At 64.5% G+C, this 14,987-nt stretch carries 15 protein-coding genes; 5 read left to right on the forward strand and 10 right to left on the reverse strand.

Features of this window, described 5'->3' with window-relative positions; all coding sequences use genetic code 11:
• Nucleotides 1-2: 2 nt before the first annotated feature.
• The gene (locus tag BJI69_RS19760) at nt 3-767 is read right to left on the reverse strand and encodes a DUF72 domain-containing protein (RefSeq protein WP_244890697.1); all 765 of its coding nucleotides are present in this window, start codon (nt 765-767) and stop codon (nt 3-5) included.
• Nucleotides 768-863: 96 nt separating this feature from the next.
• Here BJI69_RS19760 and BJI69_RS19765 point away from each other — a divergent pair, with 96 nt between their 5' ends.
• Nucleotides 864-1,757 carry a LysR family transcriptional regulator gene (locus BJI69_RS19765; protein WP_046967475.1) on the forward strand — a complete coding sequence of 298 codons (894 nt, stop codon included), beginning with the start codon at nt 864-866 and terminating at the stop codon, nt 1,755-1,757.
• Nucleotides 1,758-1,811: 54 nt separating this feature from the next.
• Here BJI69_RS19765 and BJI69_RS19770 read toward each other — a convergent pair whose 3' ends face one another.
• Nucleotides 1,812-2,579: an SDR family NAD(P)-dependent oxidoreductase gene (locus BJI69_RS19770; RefSeq protein WP_046967474.1), complete on the reverse strand. Its 768-nt coding sequence runs from the start codon at nt 2,577-2,579 to the stop codon at nt 1,812-1,814.
• Between the two features lie 204 nt (nt 2,580-2,783).
• Between BJI69_RS19770 and BJI69_RS19775 the strand changes: the two genes are divergently transcribed.
• Nucleotides 2,784-3,518, forward strand: a complete 735-nt coding sequence (locus BJI69_RS19775; protein WP_046967473.1) for a 3-keto-disaccharide hydrolase — start codon at nt 2,784-2,786, stop codon at nt 3,516-3,518.
• Here BJI69_RS19775 and yidA read toward each other — a convergent pair.
• Nucleotides 3,511-4,368 carry a sugar-phosphatase gene (gene yidA, locus BJI69_RS19780; protein ID WP_244465257.1) on the reverse strand — a complete coding sequence of 286 codons (858 nt, stop codon included), beginning with the start codon at nt 4,366-4,368 and terminating at the stop codon, nt 3,511-3,513. The two genes, BJI69_RS19775 and yidA, sit on opposite strands and share 8 nt — an antisense overlap.
• 124 nt (nt 4,369-4,492) lie before the next feature.
• Between yidA and BJI69_RS19785 the strand changes: the two genes are divergently transcribed.
• Nucleotides 4,493-4,723 carry a hypothetical protein gene (locus tag BJI69_RS19785; protein ID WP_046967472.1) on the forward strand — a complete coding sequence of 77 codons (231 nt, stop codon included), beginning with the start codon at nt 4,493-4,495 and terminating at the stop codon, nt 4,721-4,723.
• A 6-nt stretch (nt 4,724-4,729) separates the two neighbouring features.
• Here BJI69_RS19785 and BJI69_RS19790 read toward each other — a convergent pair whose 3' ends face one another.
• From BJI69_RS19790 to BJI69_RS19815, 6 genes are all read right to left on the reverse strand, one after another.
• Nucleotides 4,730-5,044 (reverse strand): hypothetical protein, encoded by a 315-nt coding sequence (locus tag BJI69_RS19790; protein ID WP_046967471.1) that lies wholly within the window; start codon nt 5,042-5,044, stop codon nt 4,730-4,732.
• 429 nt (nt 5,045-5,473) lie between these two features.
• Nucleotides 5,474-6,676, reverse strand: a complete 1,203-nt coding sequence (locus BJI69_RS19795) for a sensor histidine kinase (RefSeq protein ID WP_244465256.1) — start codon at nt 6,674-6,676, stop codon at nt 5,474-5,476.
• A gap of 97 nt (nt 6,677-6,773) precedes the next feature.
• A complete protein-coding gene (locus BJI69_RS19800; protein WP_046967469.1) occupies nt 6,774-8,162 on the reverse strand; it encodes a sigma-54-dependent transcriptional regulator in 1,389 nt (462 codons plus the stop codon).
• Between the two features lie 34 nt (nt 8,163-8,196).
• Nucleotides 8,197-10,635: an ADOP family duplicated permease gene (locus BJI69_RS19805; protein WP_052767148.1), complete on the reverse strand. Its 2,439-nt coding sequence runs from the start codon at nt 10,633-10,635 to the stop codon at nt 8,197-8,199.
• A complete protein-coding gene (locus BJI69_RS19810; RefSeq protein WP_078023535.1) occupies nt 10,632-11,378 on the reverse strand; it encodes an ABC transporter ATP-binding protein in 747 nt (248 codons plus the stop codon). The genes BJI69_RS19805 and BJI69_RS19810 overlap by 4 nt, the downstream gene beginning before the upstream one ends.
• A 16-nt stretch (nt 11,379-11,394) precedes the next feature.
• A complete protein-coding gene (locus tag BJI69_RS19815) occupies nt 11,395-12,645 on the reverse strand; it encodes an efflux RND transporter periplasmic adaptor subunit (protein ID WP_046967467.1) in 1,251 nt (416 codons plus the stop codon).
• Between the two features lie 195 nt (nt 12,646-12,840).
• Between BJI69_RS19815 and BJI69_RS19820 the strand changes: the two genes are divergently transcribed.
• Both BJI69_RS19820 and BJI69_RS19825 read left to right on the forward strand, forming a co-directional pair.
• On the forward strand, nt 12,841-13,296 hold the full coding sequence (locus BJI69_RS19820; RefSeq protein ID WP_046967466.1) for a hypothetical protein: 456 nt from the start codon (nt 12,841-12,843) through the stop codon (nt 13,294-13,296).
• Nucleotides 13,286-13,684 carry a hypothetical protein gene (locus BJI69_RS19825; RefSeq protein WP_046967465.1) on the forward strand — a complete coding sequence of 133 codons (399 nt, stop codon included), beginning with the start codon at nt 13,286-13,288 and terminating at the stop codon, nt 13,682-13,684. The genes BJI69_RS19820 and BJI69_RS19825 overlap by 11 nt, the downstream gene beginning before the upstream one ends.
• 84 nt (nt 13,685-13,768) lie before the next feature.
• On the opposite strand, the gene BJI69_RS19830 is transcribed toward BJI69_RS19825, so the two are convergent.
• On the reverse strand, nt 13,769-14,959 hold the full coding sequence (locus BJI69_RS19830; protein ID WP_244890698.1) for a glycoside hydrolase family 27 protein: 1,191 nt from the start codon (nt 14,957-14,959) through the stop codon (nt 13,769-13,771).
• Nucleotides 14,960-14,987 lie beyond the last annotated feature (28 nt).

Here is a 14,987-nt window from a genome sequence, read left to right on the forward strand (position 1 = left end):
AATTACGCCTCCCTCAACCGCCGTATCAAGGTCAGCGCATTGGGCACGGCCTCGCCGCGCGCGGTGTTGTCGAAGATGCACCATGCGGCCTTTCCTTCCGATCGCGCCAGGCGCATCCGCGATGCGACGCCTTCGATGAAGGCGTCGTCGTAAGCCGAGTAATACACCTGCGGCGCGCCGTGCAAGCGCAGATACAGCAGCGACTGATCGTCGGGACGCTCGACACCAGCCACCGGGGACGGATCCGCCCAAACATACGAGACGTCCGCTTCGCCGAGGACAGCCGCCCCCTTAGGTGTGACCCACGTGGCATGCCGCGGTTCGCACACCACAGGCAATGGCGTGTGCTTTCGCAGAAGAGCGAAAAAGGCCCTGGCTGTTCGCACATCGAGTGCCAGGGTCGGCGGGAGTTGAATCAGGATGCAGCCCAGCTTGGGACCCAATGCGGCCACCTCGCTGAGGAAGGCCAGCAACAGGGTTTCGCACTGCCGAAGGCGAAGCTCATGCGTGATCGAACGAGGCATCTTTACGCTGAAACGAAAACCCTCGGGCACGCTCGCCGCCCAACGGGCATAGGTCTTTTCCTGATGTGACCGGTAAAACGACGAATTGATCTCCGCGCACGGAAACACCCTCGCATACCGTTCAAGGTGAGTGCCTTCGCCCGGAAAGGACGGCGCATCCTTCGACGCAAGCGACCAGCCCGCGCAGCCGACCCACATGGCGTTCGTTGGGAGCTGGGGTGGAGGGTTGGTCATGGATCGCATTCTCGGCATCCCGTATCGCGATCGCGTGAACAAGGCGTTCCTTCGGTATCCTTCCGCAGGTGAGTCACCACCATCGGCGACGTCGAGGAATAAGGTTTGGACAAGTACCAGTCGATGCTGACCTTCGTTCGGGTCGTCGAAACCGGCTCGTTTTCGGCCGCCGCACGTGTTCTGGGCGTCGGCCAGCCCGCCGTGTCAAAGGCCGTGGCGCAACTGGAAAAGGCGCTGAACGTCCGACTGATCGTCCGCTCCACGCACGGACTGCGGCCGACCGAGGCGGGCCAGCGTTACTACGCACGTGCACGCGTCGCCGTCGAGGAAGCCGACGAAGCCGAGATCGCGGCGCGCGATGAAGGCGAGAGTCTGTCCGGACGACTGCGCCTATCGGCGGCGACGACCTTCGCACGCCTGCACATCGTCCCTCACCTGCCACGGTTCATGGCGGCGCATCCGGACCTCGATGTCGATGTGATCCTGGACGACCGCTTCATCGACCTCATGCAGGAAGGCATCGACCTCTCGCTGCGCATGGGTACGCTCGCCGACTCGTCCCTGGTCGCGCAGAAACTTGCGACGGGACGTCGATCCGTCGTGGCGACTCCCGCGTACCTGGAGCGCGCGGGCGTACCGACCCGGCCCGAAGAACTCACGCAACACGAAGCCGTCGTCTACAGCCAGCTGCCGGATGCATGGGTTTTCAAAAATGCGGACGAGGAAGTCCCCGTGGTGGTTCGCGGGCGCGCCCGGTTCAGTGCCGCGGAAGGCTTGCGCGCGGCGGTGCTCGCGGACATGGGGCTGGCGGTGACGTCGGACTGGATGTTCGCCGACAAACTGATCGACGGCTCGGTGCGGCGCGTCCTGGCGGACTGGAGTCTGCCACCGATCGACCTGTGGGCTGTCTTCCCGTCAGGCCGCATGGCCAGCGCAAAGGCCCGGGCCTTCGCGAGCTTCGTGCAAGGTGTCATGGCCGCTGCGCCCGGCGTGTCCTGATCGGCCGGATGCGTTAATGGCGGGTGGCGCCATCGCGGCCCCACCCGCTGGCGATCAGGCGTTCCAGCCGCCGTCGACGGTCAGGCTTTCGCCGTTCGTGTAGGCGGCCTCGGGGCTGGCGATATAGGCCACTGCTGCAGCGATTTCATCGACCCGTGCGAACCGGCCGACACTGGCGAGTCGCGTCATGGTGGCATGCGCTTCGCTACCCGGCGGCGGGGCAAGCTCGGTATCGGTCGGGCCAGGCTGCACCGCGTTGACGGTGATGCCGTACTGCCCGAGCTCGCGGGACAGTCCCTTCGTCAGGCCACGCACGGCGAACTTGGTCGCGATGTAGAGCGTCACCCCCGGCAGCGGAGCCGCTTCGCCGAAGGCGGAGCCGATATTGATGATGCGGCCCCAGCCCGCGGGAATCATGCGCTTGGCCGCGTCGCGCGCCAGCGCCACCGGAGCACGGACATTGAGGTTGAACTGACGATCGTAAGCGTCGTCGGTCGCGTCGACGAACGGACCGTAATCGACCGTGCCGGCGTTGTTGACCAGGATGTCGAGCCGGCCCTTGTACTGGCCGCCAAACGCGCCGTCGACGGCGGCGAGGAGCTTTGCCACGCCGGCGAGCGTCGACAGGTCCGCGCCCACGGCTTCGGCCTGGCCGCCTTCCGCGCGAATGGCGTTGACCACGGCTTCGGCTTTGTCTGCACTGGCACTGTAGTTGACGATGACGGCGGCGCCTTCGCGAGCCAGGCGAGCAGCGATGGCCGCGCCGATGCCGCGAGATGCGCCGGTGACCAGGGCGAGTTTGTGTTCCAGTGGCTTTTGCATACGTTCCTCTCAAAACCGAAGCAGGAGTGCTGCGGACGAGACACATGCTCCGCTCATGGCGGCACGCTCTGAAGCCGTGCGAAGGGCATATCGTCCATGCCTGGGAGGAATGGCCGTCGAGTTGTTCGCAACGTGACTTCCGGCAGGGTATGCCGGCGGTTCCTGCCATTACGCTCGGCGCTTACCCTTCCCCGGAACGTCATCATGCTTCGTGCGCTCGCTATCGCCTGTTGCCTCACGGCCGCCTTTCCCGCCATTGCCGCCGAAAACACCCTGACCGCTGCCGAGACCGCGCAGGGCTGGCAACCCCTCTTCGACGGCAAGACCCTTCAGGGCTGGCACTCGTTCGGCCAGAAGGGCACGGGCAAGGACTGGAGCGTGGTGGACGGTGCGATCCAGCTCGATCGCGATCTCAAGGCGCCGGACGCCGACTTCGCGGATCTCGTCACCGAGAAGGAATACGAGAACTTCGACCTCAAGCTCGAGTGGAAGATGACCGCCTGCGCCGATGCCGGCGTCATGTTCAACGTCAAGGAATCGCCGAAGTATAAGTACACCTGGGAAACCGGTCCGGAAATGCAGATCGCCGACCTTGTCTGCACCAAGCCGGACAGCTACACGCTTTATGAGCGGTCTGGCGACCTTTTCGACCTGATTTCCTCGGACATCGAAAACGTCAACGAGAACGGGCACTGGAACGCCATCGAGATCATCGTCGACCACGGCCACGTGCAGTTCTTCCAGAACGGCCACAAGACCGTCGACACGACGCTCTGGACGCCGGAATGGACCGCCCTCGTCGCGAAGACGAAGTTCGCGAAGATGGCGGACTTCGCACGGTTCCATAAGGGCCGCATCGCGCTGCAAGGCGGAGAAGACAAGGGCGTGCCGCCGATCCGGATCGCGTTCCGCAATATCCGGATCAAGGAACTCAACTGACGCCGGTGGCCTGCTTCAGGGCGTAGCGCTCGATCGCTACCGCGACGCCGTCTTCGTTGTTGCTGGTCGTCACATGATCCGCAACCGCCTTGACGGCGTCGATCGCATTGCCCATGGCCACCGCAACACCAGCGAACTCCAGCATCACCAGGTCGTTCTCCTGGTCGCCGATCGCCATGATGCGTTCCGCAGGCACGCCCAGATGCGTTGCCAACGTGGCAAGCGCCCTGCCCTTGCCGGCGTCCGGATGAAGCACTTCGAGGAAGTCGGCAGCACTCTTGACCACCGTATAGCGCTGCATGAGCTCGGGCGGCAGGCGAGCGATCGCCTTGTCCAGGATGGCTTCGTCATCGACCATCATGAACTTGCGAAAGCGCCACGCCGGATCCACCTGATCGACGGAACGGAACATCAACGGCGTGCGTGAAATATAGGCATCGCGCACCGTGTGGTAACTGATGTCCGCGTTCGGCGTCATCATGCTCCGCTCGTACAACACATGAAGATGCACACCGAGCTCGCGCGCGACCTTCTCGCAATAGACGAAATCGTCGTAACCGAGCGTGGTTTCTTCCACGGAGGTCGTACCGGACGCATTCTGGATCACGGCGCCGTTGAAGGTGATGCAGTAGTCCTCGTCACCGGCCAGGCCGAGCTCGGCCAGGTATTCCTCGATGCCCGAGTAAGGCCTCCCGGTCGCCAGGACGATACGGATGCCCTGGGCCCGCGCGGCGGCGATGGCTCCCCTGACCCGGGGCGAAATGGAGTGACTGGAGTCAAGCAGCGTGCCGTCCATGTCGATGGCAATCAGGTCGATCATCGGATGCATCTGGTAAGGGGAATTGCCCATATTACTGCATTGCAGCAATGACCACCTCGAAGGGCCCGTCGAGAGGCATTGGCGCTCGCTTCACGGGCGGGACCAGACGATAGCTTCCCACCCGATGTCTCGGACCGCCAAGCCAGGAGCTGCCATGGAAGCCCGCGATCTCGGGAACACGATCACCCTGTATCTACCGCAGCCCAGCGGCGGTCCCGAACCGTACGCGGTGTTCCAGGATCGTCAGCGTATCGGAGGATTTAGGACGCAGGCCGAGGCCATGCAATTCGCCTTGCAACAGGCAGACATGATCCGCAGAACTCGCGAGGTACCTATTCGCGTGCGCCGTGAAGATGAGGCGGGATGCTGGCATACCGATAACTAGGGAAGCCTAGTGCGGCGTCAACACCAGCACGGCTACCAGCACAAATGGCCAGAGCCAGAGCATTACCCTCGCGACCCAGATGCGCCATTGCAAAGACCTCGGATAGTCGGGCTTTGGAAGGTTCATGTTGATCATGATGTGAAGAACAGCGAACGCATTGCGGGCATCGGCGAGCCAGGTCGGCCTGGGCCACCTCCCCTTGTATGCCGGGTCGGCATCCATGACACGAGAAATGGTACTTCGGGCGATGATCACGTAGACAAAGCCATATCCAACGGCGAGAAGCATGAGTTGTGCGGCCGACAAGGTGTGGATGCTCACTTACCGGGCCGTGCGCACGGCGAGCCCATCGGTACCGCTGTCCGATGGTAAGAAAAGTCTCCCCATTTCCCGTGAACGACGAGATGGTCGACTTTCAAAGTCACGTCATCGGTCCCCCAGATCGTTTTCCATTGGATGGAGTGCGTCGACGTGAAATGTCCTTCCGACTTGAACACTGTTCCCCCCGGCGCGACCCGGCATTGAAACGTCGTGCCGTCCGGTTGGATGCTTATCCATACCGTGTTGTCGCGAAATTGCCAAAGCCCGACCAGCGATGCCGGTGGTTTGGCGTCCGCTGCGCAAATCGCACTCGAGACGATGACGAGCAGTAAAGCAGCGACATACCGCATCCGACCTCCCTGAAAGATGATTCCCCCGCGCTGTAAAGTACTCAAACGTATGGCCAGCCGCCAGTGCGCCCGTGTTCGCTCAGTCGCCTTCGGCCATCGGGAGAGTCATCCGCGCCACCACACCTCGCGCACTCTCCCGCGCGTGCAGGTCCAACGTTCCGTCCTGCGCCTCCACTATCTGCCGCGACAGCGCCAGCCCGATTCCGGCGCCATGCGCCTTCGTCGTAAAGAAGGGCACGAACAGGTTCCCGCTTGCCGGAAGTCCAGGCCCCAGATCGCTCACCTCGACCACCACACGTGCGTCGAGGCGACGCCAACTGAGGAGCACCTCCTCCTCGCCACCGGCCTCCACCGCGTTGCGCAGCAGGTTGATCAGCACCTGCTCGAGCTGGTCGCGATCGCCGCGCAGGCTCACCGCTTCGCCCGCCACTACGCGAATACGCGCATCGTCGAAGAGCCACGCTACCCGCTCGCACAACGAAGCGACATCCACCGTCGCCGGTTGCGGCGGCGGCAACCGGGCAAGCTGGGCGTAATGACCGATGAACCGTTGCAACGCGGCGCTACGCTGGCCGATCACGTCCAGCCCGTGGCGCAGATCTGCGTCGACGTCATCGTCGAGCACCCTCCCCGCGCCAGGCAGGAGCCCTTGCAGCGTTTCCACCATCGAGCCGATCGGTGTCATGGAGTTGGTGATCTCGTGGCTGAGCACACGAAGCAGGCGACGGAACGCCTGCGCTTCCTCCTCGCGCAACGCCCGTTCCATCGGTTGCACGACCAGTAATCGACCTTCCTGGCTACGGCTACGCAACGTGGCGTGGCCCACTTGCCAGCGACCCGCCTGTCCGGCGAACGCGTACGGAACGATGTCGCCCGAGGTCACCTCGAACAACGGGGAAAGGCCCAGCGCAGACGCTTCCGCCCCCAACAGCTCGGCGGCCGGCCGCGCCAGGATGCGCTCGCCGGCGGGATTGACCAGGCGCAGACGACCGTCGCGCTCGAACGCGAACACGGCGCCATCCAGGGCGGCCAGCGTCTTGCTGAGCAGTTGTAACGACTCCTGAAGTCCGCGCTGCTCGTCCTGGAGCCGTACCGCCAGCTCGTTGAAGCGGCGCGCGATGTCACCGAAATCGTCGGGACGCTCGGCACCCGAAGCGCGTACGCCGTAATCCCCTTCGCGCAGGGCTTCAAGCAGGTTCACCACCGTTTGCATCCGGCTGGGACGCCCGCCGGTGAAACGCCCAGCGGCGACGGTAAGCACCGCCACCAGGACGAATAACACCGCCGCTTCCGCAAACGAGGGAGGCATGCCGACCAACAGGACGCCGCCCAGGGCCATAAGCGCGGGCAACGCGACAAGAAAAGTGCCCGAGGCCACCCTACTCCGCATCATCGCGCTGGAGCCCGTACTTCTCCATCCGCCGATACAGCCGCTGGCGAGTGATGCCGAGATGTTCCGCCGCACGCAGCAGGTTGCCGTCGTGACGCTCGATGGCCACGCGCAGCATCGCCGCTTCGGCATCGTCGAGGGTCATGTCTTCCATACCGCGCGGTTTCGTCGGCTTGCGCAGACGCAGATCGTCGGTGCTGACGCGATCGCCGCCGAGTAGCGCCGCGCGCTCCATCGCATGTGCCAGTTCGCGCACGTTGCCGGCCCAGGTGTGTTCGAGCAGCGCGCGTTCGACCGAGGTATCGAGTACGGGCGGATCGCGACGATACCGGCGACTCGCGGTGGCGAGGTAGTGACGCGCGAGCGGCACGATGTCCTCGCGACGTTCGCGCAGCGGCGGAAGGCGCAGCGGAAACACGCTGAGGCGGTAAAGCAGGTCCTCTCGAAAGCGGCCGGCATCCACTTCGGTGTCGAGGTCGGCGTTGGTGGCTGCGATCACGCGCACATCCACGCGCTGCGTGCGTGACGCACCCAGGCGCTCGAACTCACCGCCTTCCAGCACGCGCAGCAGCTTGGGCTGCTGTTCCAGCGGCAGGTTGCCGATCTCGTCGAGGAACAAGCTGCCACCGTCCGCCGTCTCGAATCGGCCGGCGCGATCCTGCCGCGCGTCGGTATAGGCGCCCTTGACGTGGCCGAACAGCTCGGCCTCGAACAGCGTCGGTGCCAGACCACCGATATCCACCTTGACGAAGGGTCGCGCGCGGCGCGGCGACAACCGATGGATACGCTTGGCCAGCACGCTCTTGCCGCTGCCATTCTCCCCCAGCAGGAGAACGGCGGCATCGCTCGTCGCGATACGCGCGACGTCGTCCATCAGTCGGCGCATCGCCAACGACTCGGCCACGAAGATCTCGCCATCGTCGAGCAGCAAGGCCTGGGCGTCGCTCAGGCGGCGGACGTCGCGCTCCCGGTGTTTCAGCGCGATACGTGATTCGAGGACGCTGAGCAGCCGCGCGTTCTGCCAGGGCTTCTCGATGAAATCGACCGCACCCTCGCGCATCGCTTCCACCGCCAGCTCGATGCTGGCCCAGGCGGTCATGGCGATCACCGGAAGGTCGGGCCTGCGCGCCGTGAGTTCACGGATGAGCGCAAGACCTTCTTCGCCGGAGGTGGTGTCGCGGCCGTAGTTCATGTCGACAAGGACGGCCGCGAGATCGTCGCCCTGAATCATCGACAACGCGTCAGCAGGCGTCGCCGCTTCGCTGCTTCGGTAGCCCGAGTGTTTCAACAACAGGCGAAGCGCGTCGCGCACGGCGTCCTGGTCGTCGACCACGAGAACATGCGGCAGCGCACCGCCTGGACGAGAGAGTTCGGTCATGAGAGCCAGTCTAATGAGGTGGATGCGGCCACGGCTAGTCGATGCGCAGTGCTTGCATCGGCCGCACGCGCGCGGCGCGCCATGCGGGAGGCACACTGGCAAGCAAGGCCGACAGGCCGAGAACCAGCAGGACGGCGCCGATCGCCAGCGGGTCGAGCGCCTGGACGCCAAAAAGGAAGCTGGTGAGCAGGCGCGACAACACCATCGACGCGGCCAGACCCACCGCCAGGCCCAGCCCCACTTGCAGGGCCGCGGAACGAATGACCGTGAACAACAGACGATGACGTGTCGCGCCCAAGGCGGCACGAACGCCGTAGTCGTGTCGGTGCGCCGCCACGGCCACGGACATCACCGCATACAGGCCGACCGACGCCAACAGCAGCGCCAGTCCGGCGAACAGCCCGACAAGCAGCAGGTTGAGGCGTTGCGCGGCCGTCGTAGAGGCCACTACGGTCTCGAGGGTACGCAGGTTGGAAATTGGCTGACCGGGCGCCACCTCGTTGACCACGTCGCGCAGGGTGCCGTCGTTCAATCCGGTGCCCGGTCGCAGGTGAACCGCGACGTTGAGCGGACCGAACTCCCGCATGATGGACCACATCGCTTCGGGCACCTGGGCCAGCGCGGTGTAAAGGATCGGCGGCGATGGCTCGGCAGGGCCACGTTGGCGGACGTCGCCCACGACCCCCACCACGCGCAACGGCACTTGCCGCGTATTGTCGACCCTCAGCATCACGGTGTGTCCGAGTGCGTCTTCGACACCGAAGTACTGACGCGCGAAGGATGCACTCACCACGCAGACCGGGTCGGCCCCGGCGACGTCGCTGTCCGAGATACCACGCCCTGACAACAACGGCACGCCCACCGCCTCGAGGAACCCGGCGGTCATCAAGCGATATTGCGTGCCGACCATCGAGCCATTGGGAAGCACGATCGGCCAGTTGAGTTGCGAGCCCGTCGGCAGGTTGGTGGAGACGCCCGCCGCCTCTGCCTGTGGTAACCGGCGCAACCGTTCCAGGAGCTTGCGCGACAGCGCCGAGACGTCGGCGATCGTCGCGTAACGCTGCTTCACCGGTGAGAGGGCGAAGGTGGTGACGTTACGGCTGGTGAAGCCCATCGGCACGGATTCGAGTTCATGCAAGGTGCGGGTGAACAGGGCCGCACCCACCAGCAACACGACGGCGACGGCGATCTGGGCCACGACGAGCGCCCGTCCCGTGCGCCCATCCTCGCGACTGAGACCGCTGCGTCCGCCACCGACCAGTTCGCTCCGCCAGTCGCGTCGCCGACCGCGCAGCACGGCGAGCACCGTGGCGCCGATCGCCGCCGCCAGACCCGCCACCAGCGCGAAGACCACGCTCATGCCGGTCAGTCCCACCGGTTCGCCGCGCAGCCACTCCGGCGGCACGATGTCACCGATCAAGCGTAGCCCTAACCACGCCAGCAAAAGGCCGAACACCGCGCCGAGCACTCCGATCAGCAATCCTTCGCCAAAGGCCGGAAGGCTCAGGCGGCCGGTCGACGAGCCGAGAGCGGCGCGGACGGCGCTCGCATGCGTGCGGGACAAGGAGCGCAACAGGATGAGGCTGGCGAGGTTGATGACAGCGATCAGCAAGACACAGGCAGATGCGCCCAAGAACAGCCCCAAGGTCTTGCCTGTATCGGGCGCGAAGACACCGGTCAGCAACGGCAGCGCCGACGGCGGTTGCTCTCGTAAGGCCTCACGCATCCTCGCCATGTCGTCGGACGATGAAAGAAACAGCGGCGTGAGTGCGGCGGCCGTTTCTGCCGCCGTGCCTGTCACCGTCGCGCCCGGCTTCATGCGGCCGACGACCATCTGATTGGTGGACATGTCGCGTGAGGCCAGATCCGGCTGCATCGACAATACGATGTCCGCACCCCACGGCCATTGAAAGGCCTTCGGAAGAACACCGACGATCTGCATGCCCTGCCCCTCGACCTCCAGCGTGCGCCCGACCACCGAAGGATCCGCGCCGAAGCGGGCGCGCCAGAAGGCGTCCGTAAGGATCACGGCACCCGGTCCGTGCGGCCGATTTTCCGCGTCGTCGAAGTTACGGCCGAGCGCCATTGGCAGACCCAGTACGTCGAAGAAGGCGCGATCGGCATGCATGGCCACCGCCACCTGTGGCCGGCCGCCGGGAGCAATGTTCACGTCGCCGGGACCATCGGCCGTGCCGGCGGCTTCGATGGAAGACATCGCCCGAAGTGGCGCGTAATAGGCGGGCGCCGCGCCGTACACGTTCTCGTCCATGTACGTGCCCATGGTGACGAGCCGGTCGGCATGGGGAAAAGGCAGCGGCTTGAGCAGCGCTTGATCGACCAACGCGAACATGGCGGTGATCGTCGCCACGCCGAGCGCCAGCGTGAACGTGGCCAGCAGCAAGAAGGCCGGTCGGCGCAGCAGACCGCGCCACGACTGGCGAAGTTCGGTGAGGACGACCGCGGCAGGCATCATGGCAGTGCCTCGCGAATCATCGGCATGGCATGGTCTTCTTCACCACGCAGGCGCTCGAAGGTGTCTTCGTCGACGATGCAGCCGTCGAGCATGTGCACCACCCGGTCGGCGCGTCGGGCGAAGGCGGGATCGTGGGTCACCATACACAGGGTGGCGCCGTTACGGTTGAGCTGTTCGAGTAGCTGCATCACGGCTTCGCCGTTACGCGAGTCGAGATTGCCCGACGGCTCGTCCGCCAGCAGGATGCGCGGTTCGCCCACCAGGGCGCGCGCTACCGCCACACGCTGCTGCTGACCGCCGGAGAGCTGCCCTGGGTAATGGCGGTGACGGTGACTCATGCCCACCTGATCGAGCACCTCGCGGACGCGACGCTGAGCGACGTCGCGACGGTAGTCGTCACGAAAGGTCAGCGGCAGCGCGACGTTCTCCTCCACCGTGAGGTCGGCAATGAGGTTGAAGGCCTGGAAGATAAAGCCGATCTTGGCGTTGCGCACCCGTGCCTGACTGCGCAGGTCGAGCCCGGCTACGTCGGCGCCATCGAGCAGGAAGCGCCCGGCGGTCGGCGAGTCGAGCAGGCCCAGCATCGACAACAAGGTGGACTTGCCGCAGCCGGACGGCCCGGTGATCGCCACGAAGTCACCCGCGCCGATATCCAGCGATACGTCCGAGAGCGCATGCGTCTCGACGTCGTCGGTGTGGAACACCTTGCCCAGGCCTTCCAGGCGGATAAGAGGTGTATTCATCAGGTCGCTCTCCATATCAGCGTATGCGTAGGGTGTCATAGCCGTTCCATTGGCTGGTGTCCGAAAGAATGGCCTGGTCGCCGGCACGCAGGCCCTCGAGCACGGCCGCGCGGTCACTGGACATCGCGCCATAGCGCACCGGGACGCGATGCGCCTGGCTTTCCCCCGGGTGGATGACGAACAGCGATCCGACGCCATCGGACGATGCTCCGTAGGGCCGGCCGACATTCACCACGTTCGGCAGGGTGCCCAGCACGACACGGCCTTCCACCGAGAGCTCGGGCCGCGCGCCCGCAGGCAGCGGCGTGTCGAAGGCGACATCGACGGTGACGCTGCCATTGCGCACCGACGGGTCGACACGTATCAGGCGCCCGGCAACCTTGCCGTTTCGTGTGTCGATATCGACAGGCAGGTCGAGGGCAAGATCGCTCGCCAGCGCCTCGGGCACTTGCAAACGGGCGATGAGGTCATCGGGACGGGCGACCCTCGCCAGCTTGGCGCCCGAGGCGATCTGCTGACCGGGTTCCACATCCACCTGCTGCAGGATGCCGTCGATGCCGGCCCGCACGCCCAGCGAATTCACCTGCTGACGGGCGATGTCCAGCGCGCGGGCCGCCTGGTCGCGCTTGGCTTCCTCCGCACGCAGCTGCGCCTCAATGTTGGCGCGAATGGCCGTAACCCGCTGACTCTGGATGGCGAGACGCTTCTGATCCTGTTCCACCGTGATCTTGCTTTGCTTGACCTCGATCTCGGCAGCAGCGCCCTTCGAGAACGCACGCTCGTTGGCCACCCGCTTGATGTCCGCCGTGAGCAGGTCGGACTCCGCTTGGGTCTGTACGGCCTGCGCATCGAGCAGCTGCGATCGCAGGAGCGCTTTCTGCGCAGCGACCCCCGCCTCGGCACCGGCCAGCGCGGCCTTCTGCTTCTCGAAATCGGCCTGCAACTCGGGATTGACCAGTTGCAGGATCAAGGTGTCGGCCTGCACGCGTGCACCCGGCTCGACCACCACCTGCTGCACGGTCGCCGCAGCACCCGCCGTGATCCAACGAATCTGCCTCGGCACCAGCGTGCCGTTGGCGCGGATCTCGCGCTTCATCTCACCCTGCTCGGCGGTGCCAATCCAGATGTCGGAGCGCACGACCGTGGGGGCGGCTTTGCCGAGGGCCAGCGTGGCGACCAAAGCGAGGATCAGGGTGGCTGCGCCCCCGGCAAGCCATAACGTGCGTGGGCGACGAAGCGAGGAGGCGGGAGATTTGGCGATGTCCATGCCATGGGTAGAGCACGAGGCATGCCAAGGCGGGATTGGCTTGGTGGCGTGGGTTCGAGGGAGGCGAGCGTACGGTGGCGGACAGTGGGTGTCCGGCTTTGTACCCGGCCGCTACTTCGATCGCGGCTCGGGCTCGATGGTCACACCCGCGCAACCGGCTATGCTCGCGGGGTCGCAGAGGAAGAGACCTGGACGATGGCCTTCAACCGGAAAGTCGATCTCATATGCGCAGCCTTGGAAACGGGCCTCTTGCTCGTCCTCTTGCCGCAATGGTTGATCGCTAAGAGCTATACCGCCTCCACGATACTTACGTTCGTGCTCGGCGGCATCGCATTTTGCCACTTCAAGGGCCGCCGCTGGGCCGCACGCGCGTCCCTCTATATTGTGTTCATCGGAACGGCTTTCACCATCTTCGGCCTATTCCCACCCTTCGACGAAAACGATCGGCCCACACTCCCCTTGGAACTCAAGGTGGCCATCCTGATCGGGCTCGTCGCAGGCAGCACCGCCCTGCTCGTGATGCTGTACCTCAGGCTGCGCCCGGAAGGCCAGAGACAGCGATGGTTTCCGAACGAACCGCTTATCGAGTTTCTTCGAGATACGTTTGTCAATTCGCATGCAAAAAGTCAGGATCGACGCGATGAAACATGACGGAGCCGGTTCACCGAGCTTGACGCGCGAAGGCACATTCAAAGCCATGGTGCTGTTCACGACAAAGATGAGAGATCTCGGCTGGCCATCGCTTCCCGGACTTCTGGGAGGGGCCCAAACGATTGAAGGCCGTAGGTCCGACCCGGCTATCGATGATGATTGGGCGGAGGTGCTGGCAACACTGACCAACGACGACTACGCTTCCACCGGCGATGCAATAACGACAGATGCTGCCTACGAAGTAACGTTTCGCTTCCTCGTTATCCAGTTCGATCGTCGCGGGTTGGAATATCTCGGCGACGTCATAAACCGCCTCAGCGCGACCGCGTCGGAAGATAATGCACGCGAAGTCGCCGAAGACTGGCGAGATGCACTTTCCGGCACATAACGCCGACAGCAAAAGGCTCTTCCCTCCCTTTACCGAGGTACGAGCGCATCGACCGGGCGCAATCGCCCGGTCGACGCCACCGCATTACTTACTGATGCGGTAAATCACCGTCGCATGCGGTTCCAGCTTCGTCTTGATCGAGCCGTCACCCTTCGCATCCGTGTGCGCCCAGAGATCGCGCACAGTGTGGCTTCCGCCAGTCTTCAGGCCGATCTCGGTGGCCGCGACCATGACGTCCTTCGCTGTATCGGCTTCATTGAACACCGCCACGGCGCGGCCACCATCCTTCAGCGGCTTGACGATGACGTGGATACCATCCGCGTCACGCACCTGCTTGCCCTGCACGCCGAGCGGATCCTGATCGATCGCGATGACGTCCTTGTTGAGCAGGATCTGCAGCGCGTCAGGCTTCACGGTGCGCAGGTCGGTGCCGATCAGCAGCGGCGAGGCCATGATCGACCACAGGCTGAAGTGGCTGCGATACTCGACATCGGTCATGCCGCCGTTACCCACTTCGAGCATGTCCGGGTCGTTCCAATGGCCGAGATGTGCGTAGCCATCGAGGACGACGTTCTGCTTGAAGATCTTCAGCATCGAGGCGTAGTTGTCGCTGATGTCGCCGGTGGTGCGCCAGGAGCCCGCATCGACAGGGTCCTTGCCGGCCCAGAGCCACGGCTTGTTCTCGCCCCACTCGCACATGCTGAAGAAGATATGCCGGCCGCTGCCGCGCAGGGCTTCGGCCATGGCGGTGTAACGCTTATGCGCGTCCACCTTCTGGTTATTGCAGTTGTCGTACTTGAGGTAGTCGACATGCCAGGAGGCGAAGGTCTTCGCATCGTCCTTTTCGTGACCCAGGCCGCCCGGGAAGCCGCGGTTCTCCTCGAGCGGCTCGCAGGTCGAGGTGCCCGCGCTGGAGTAGAGGCCGAACTTCAGCCCGCGCTCGTGGATGTAGTCGGCCAGGGCGGTGATGCCACTCGGGAAACGCTTCGGGTTCGGCTGCAGGTGGCCGTCCTTGTCGCGCTGCCAGTTGGCCCAGCAGTCGTCGATGTTGACGTACTGGTAGCCGGCATCCTTCAGCCCGAGGCTGATGAATTTGTCGGCCACGCCGCGGATCATGCCTTCATCGAACTCGGCACGGCAGTGGGTGGAGTTCCAGTTGTTGAAGCCCATCTGTGGGAGGACGGAGGGCGTCTCGTCCGCCTTGACCGGCGCGGCGGCGACGGCCGCGACACACATGAGGGCGGAAACGATCGCGCCTCGCAGGATGCTGTTCATGGAATCGCTCATCGATACGCCTCATGTC

Origin of the sequence: Luteibacter rhizovicinus DSM 16549 (assembly GCF_001887595.1) — a bacterium.
GTDB lineage: Bacteria > Pseudomonadota > Gammaproteobacteria > Xanthomonadales > Rhodanobacteraceae > Luteibacter > Luteibacter rhizovicinus.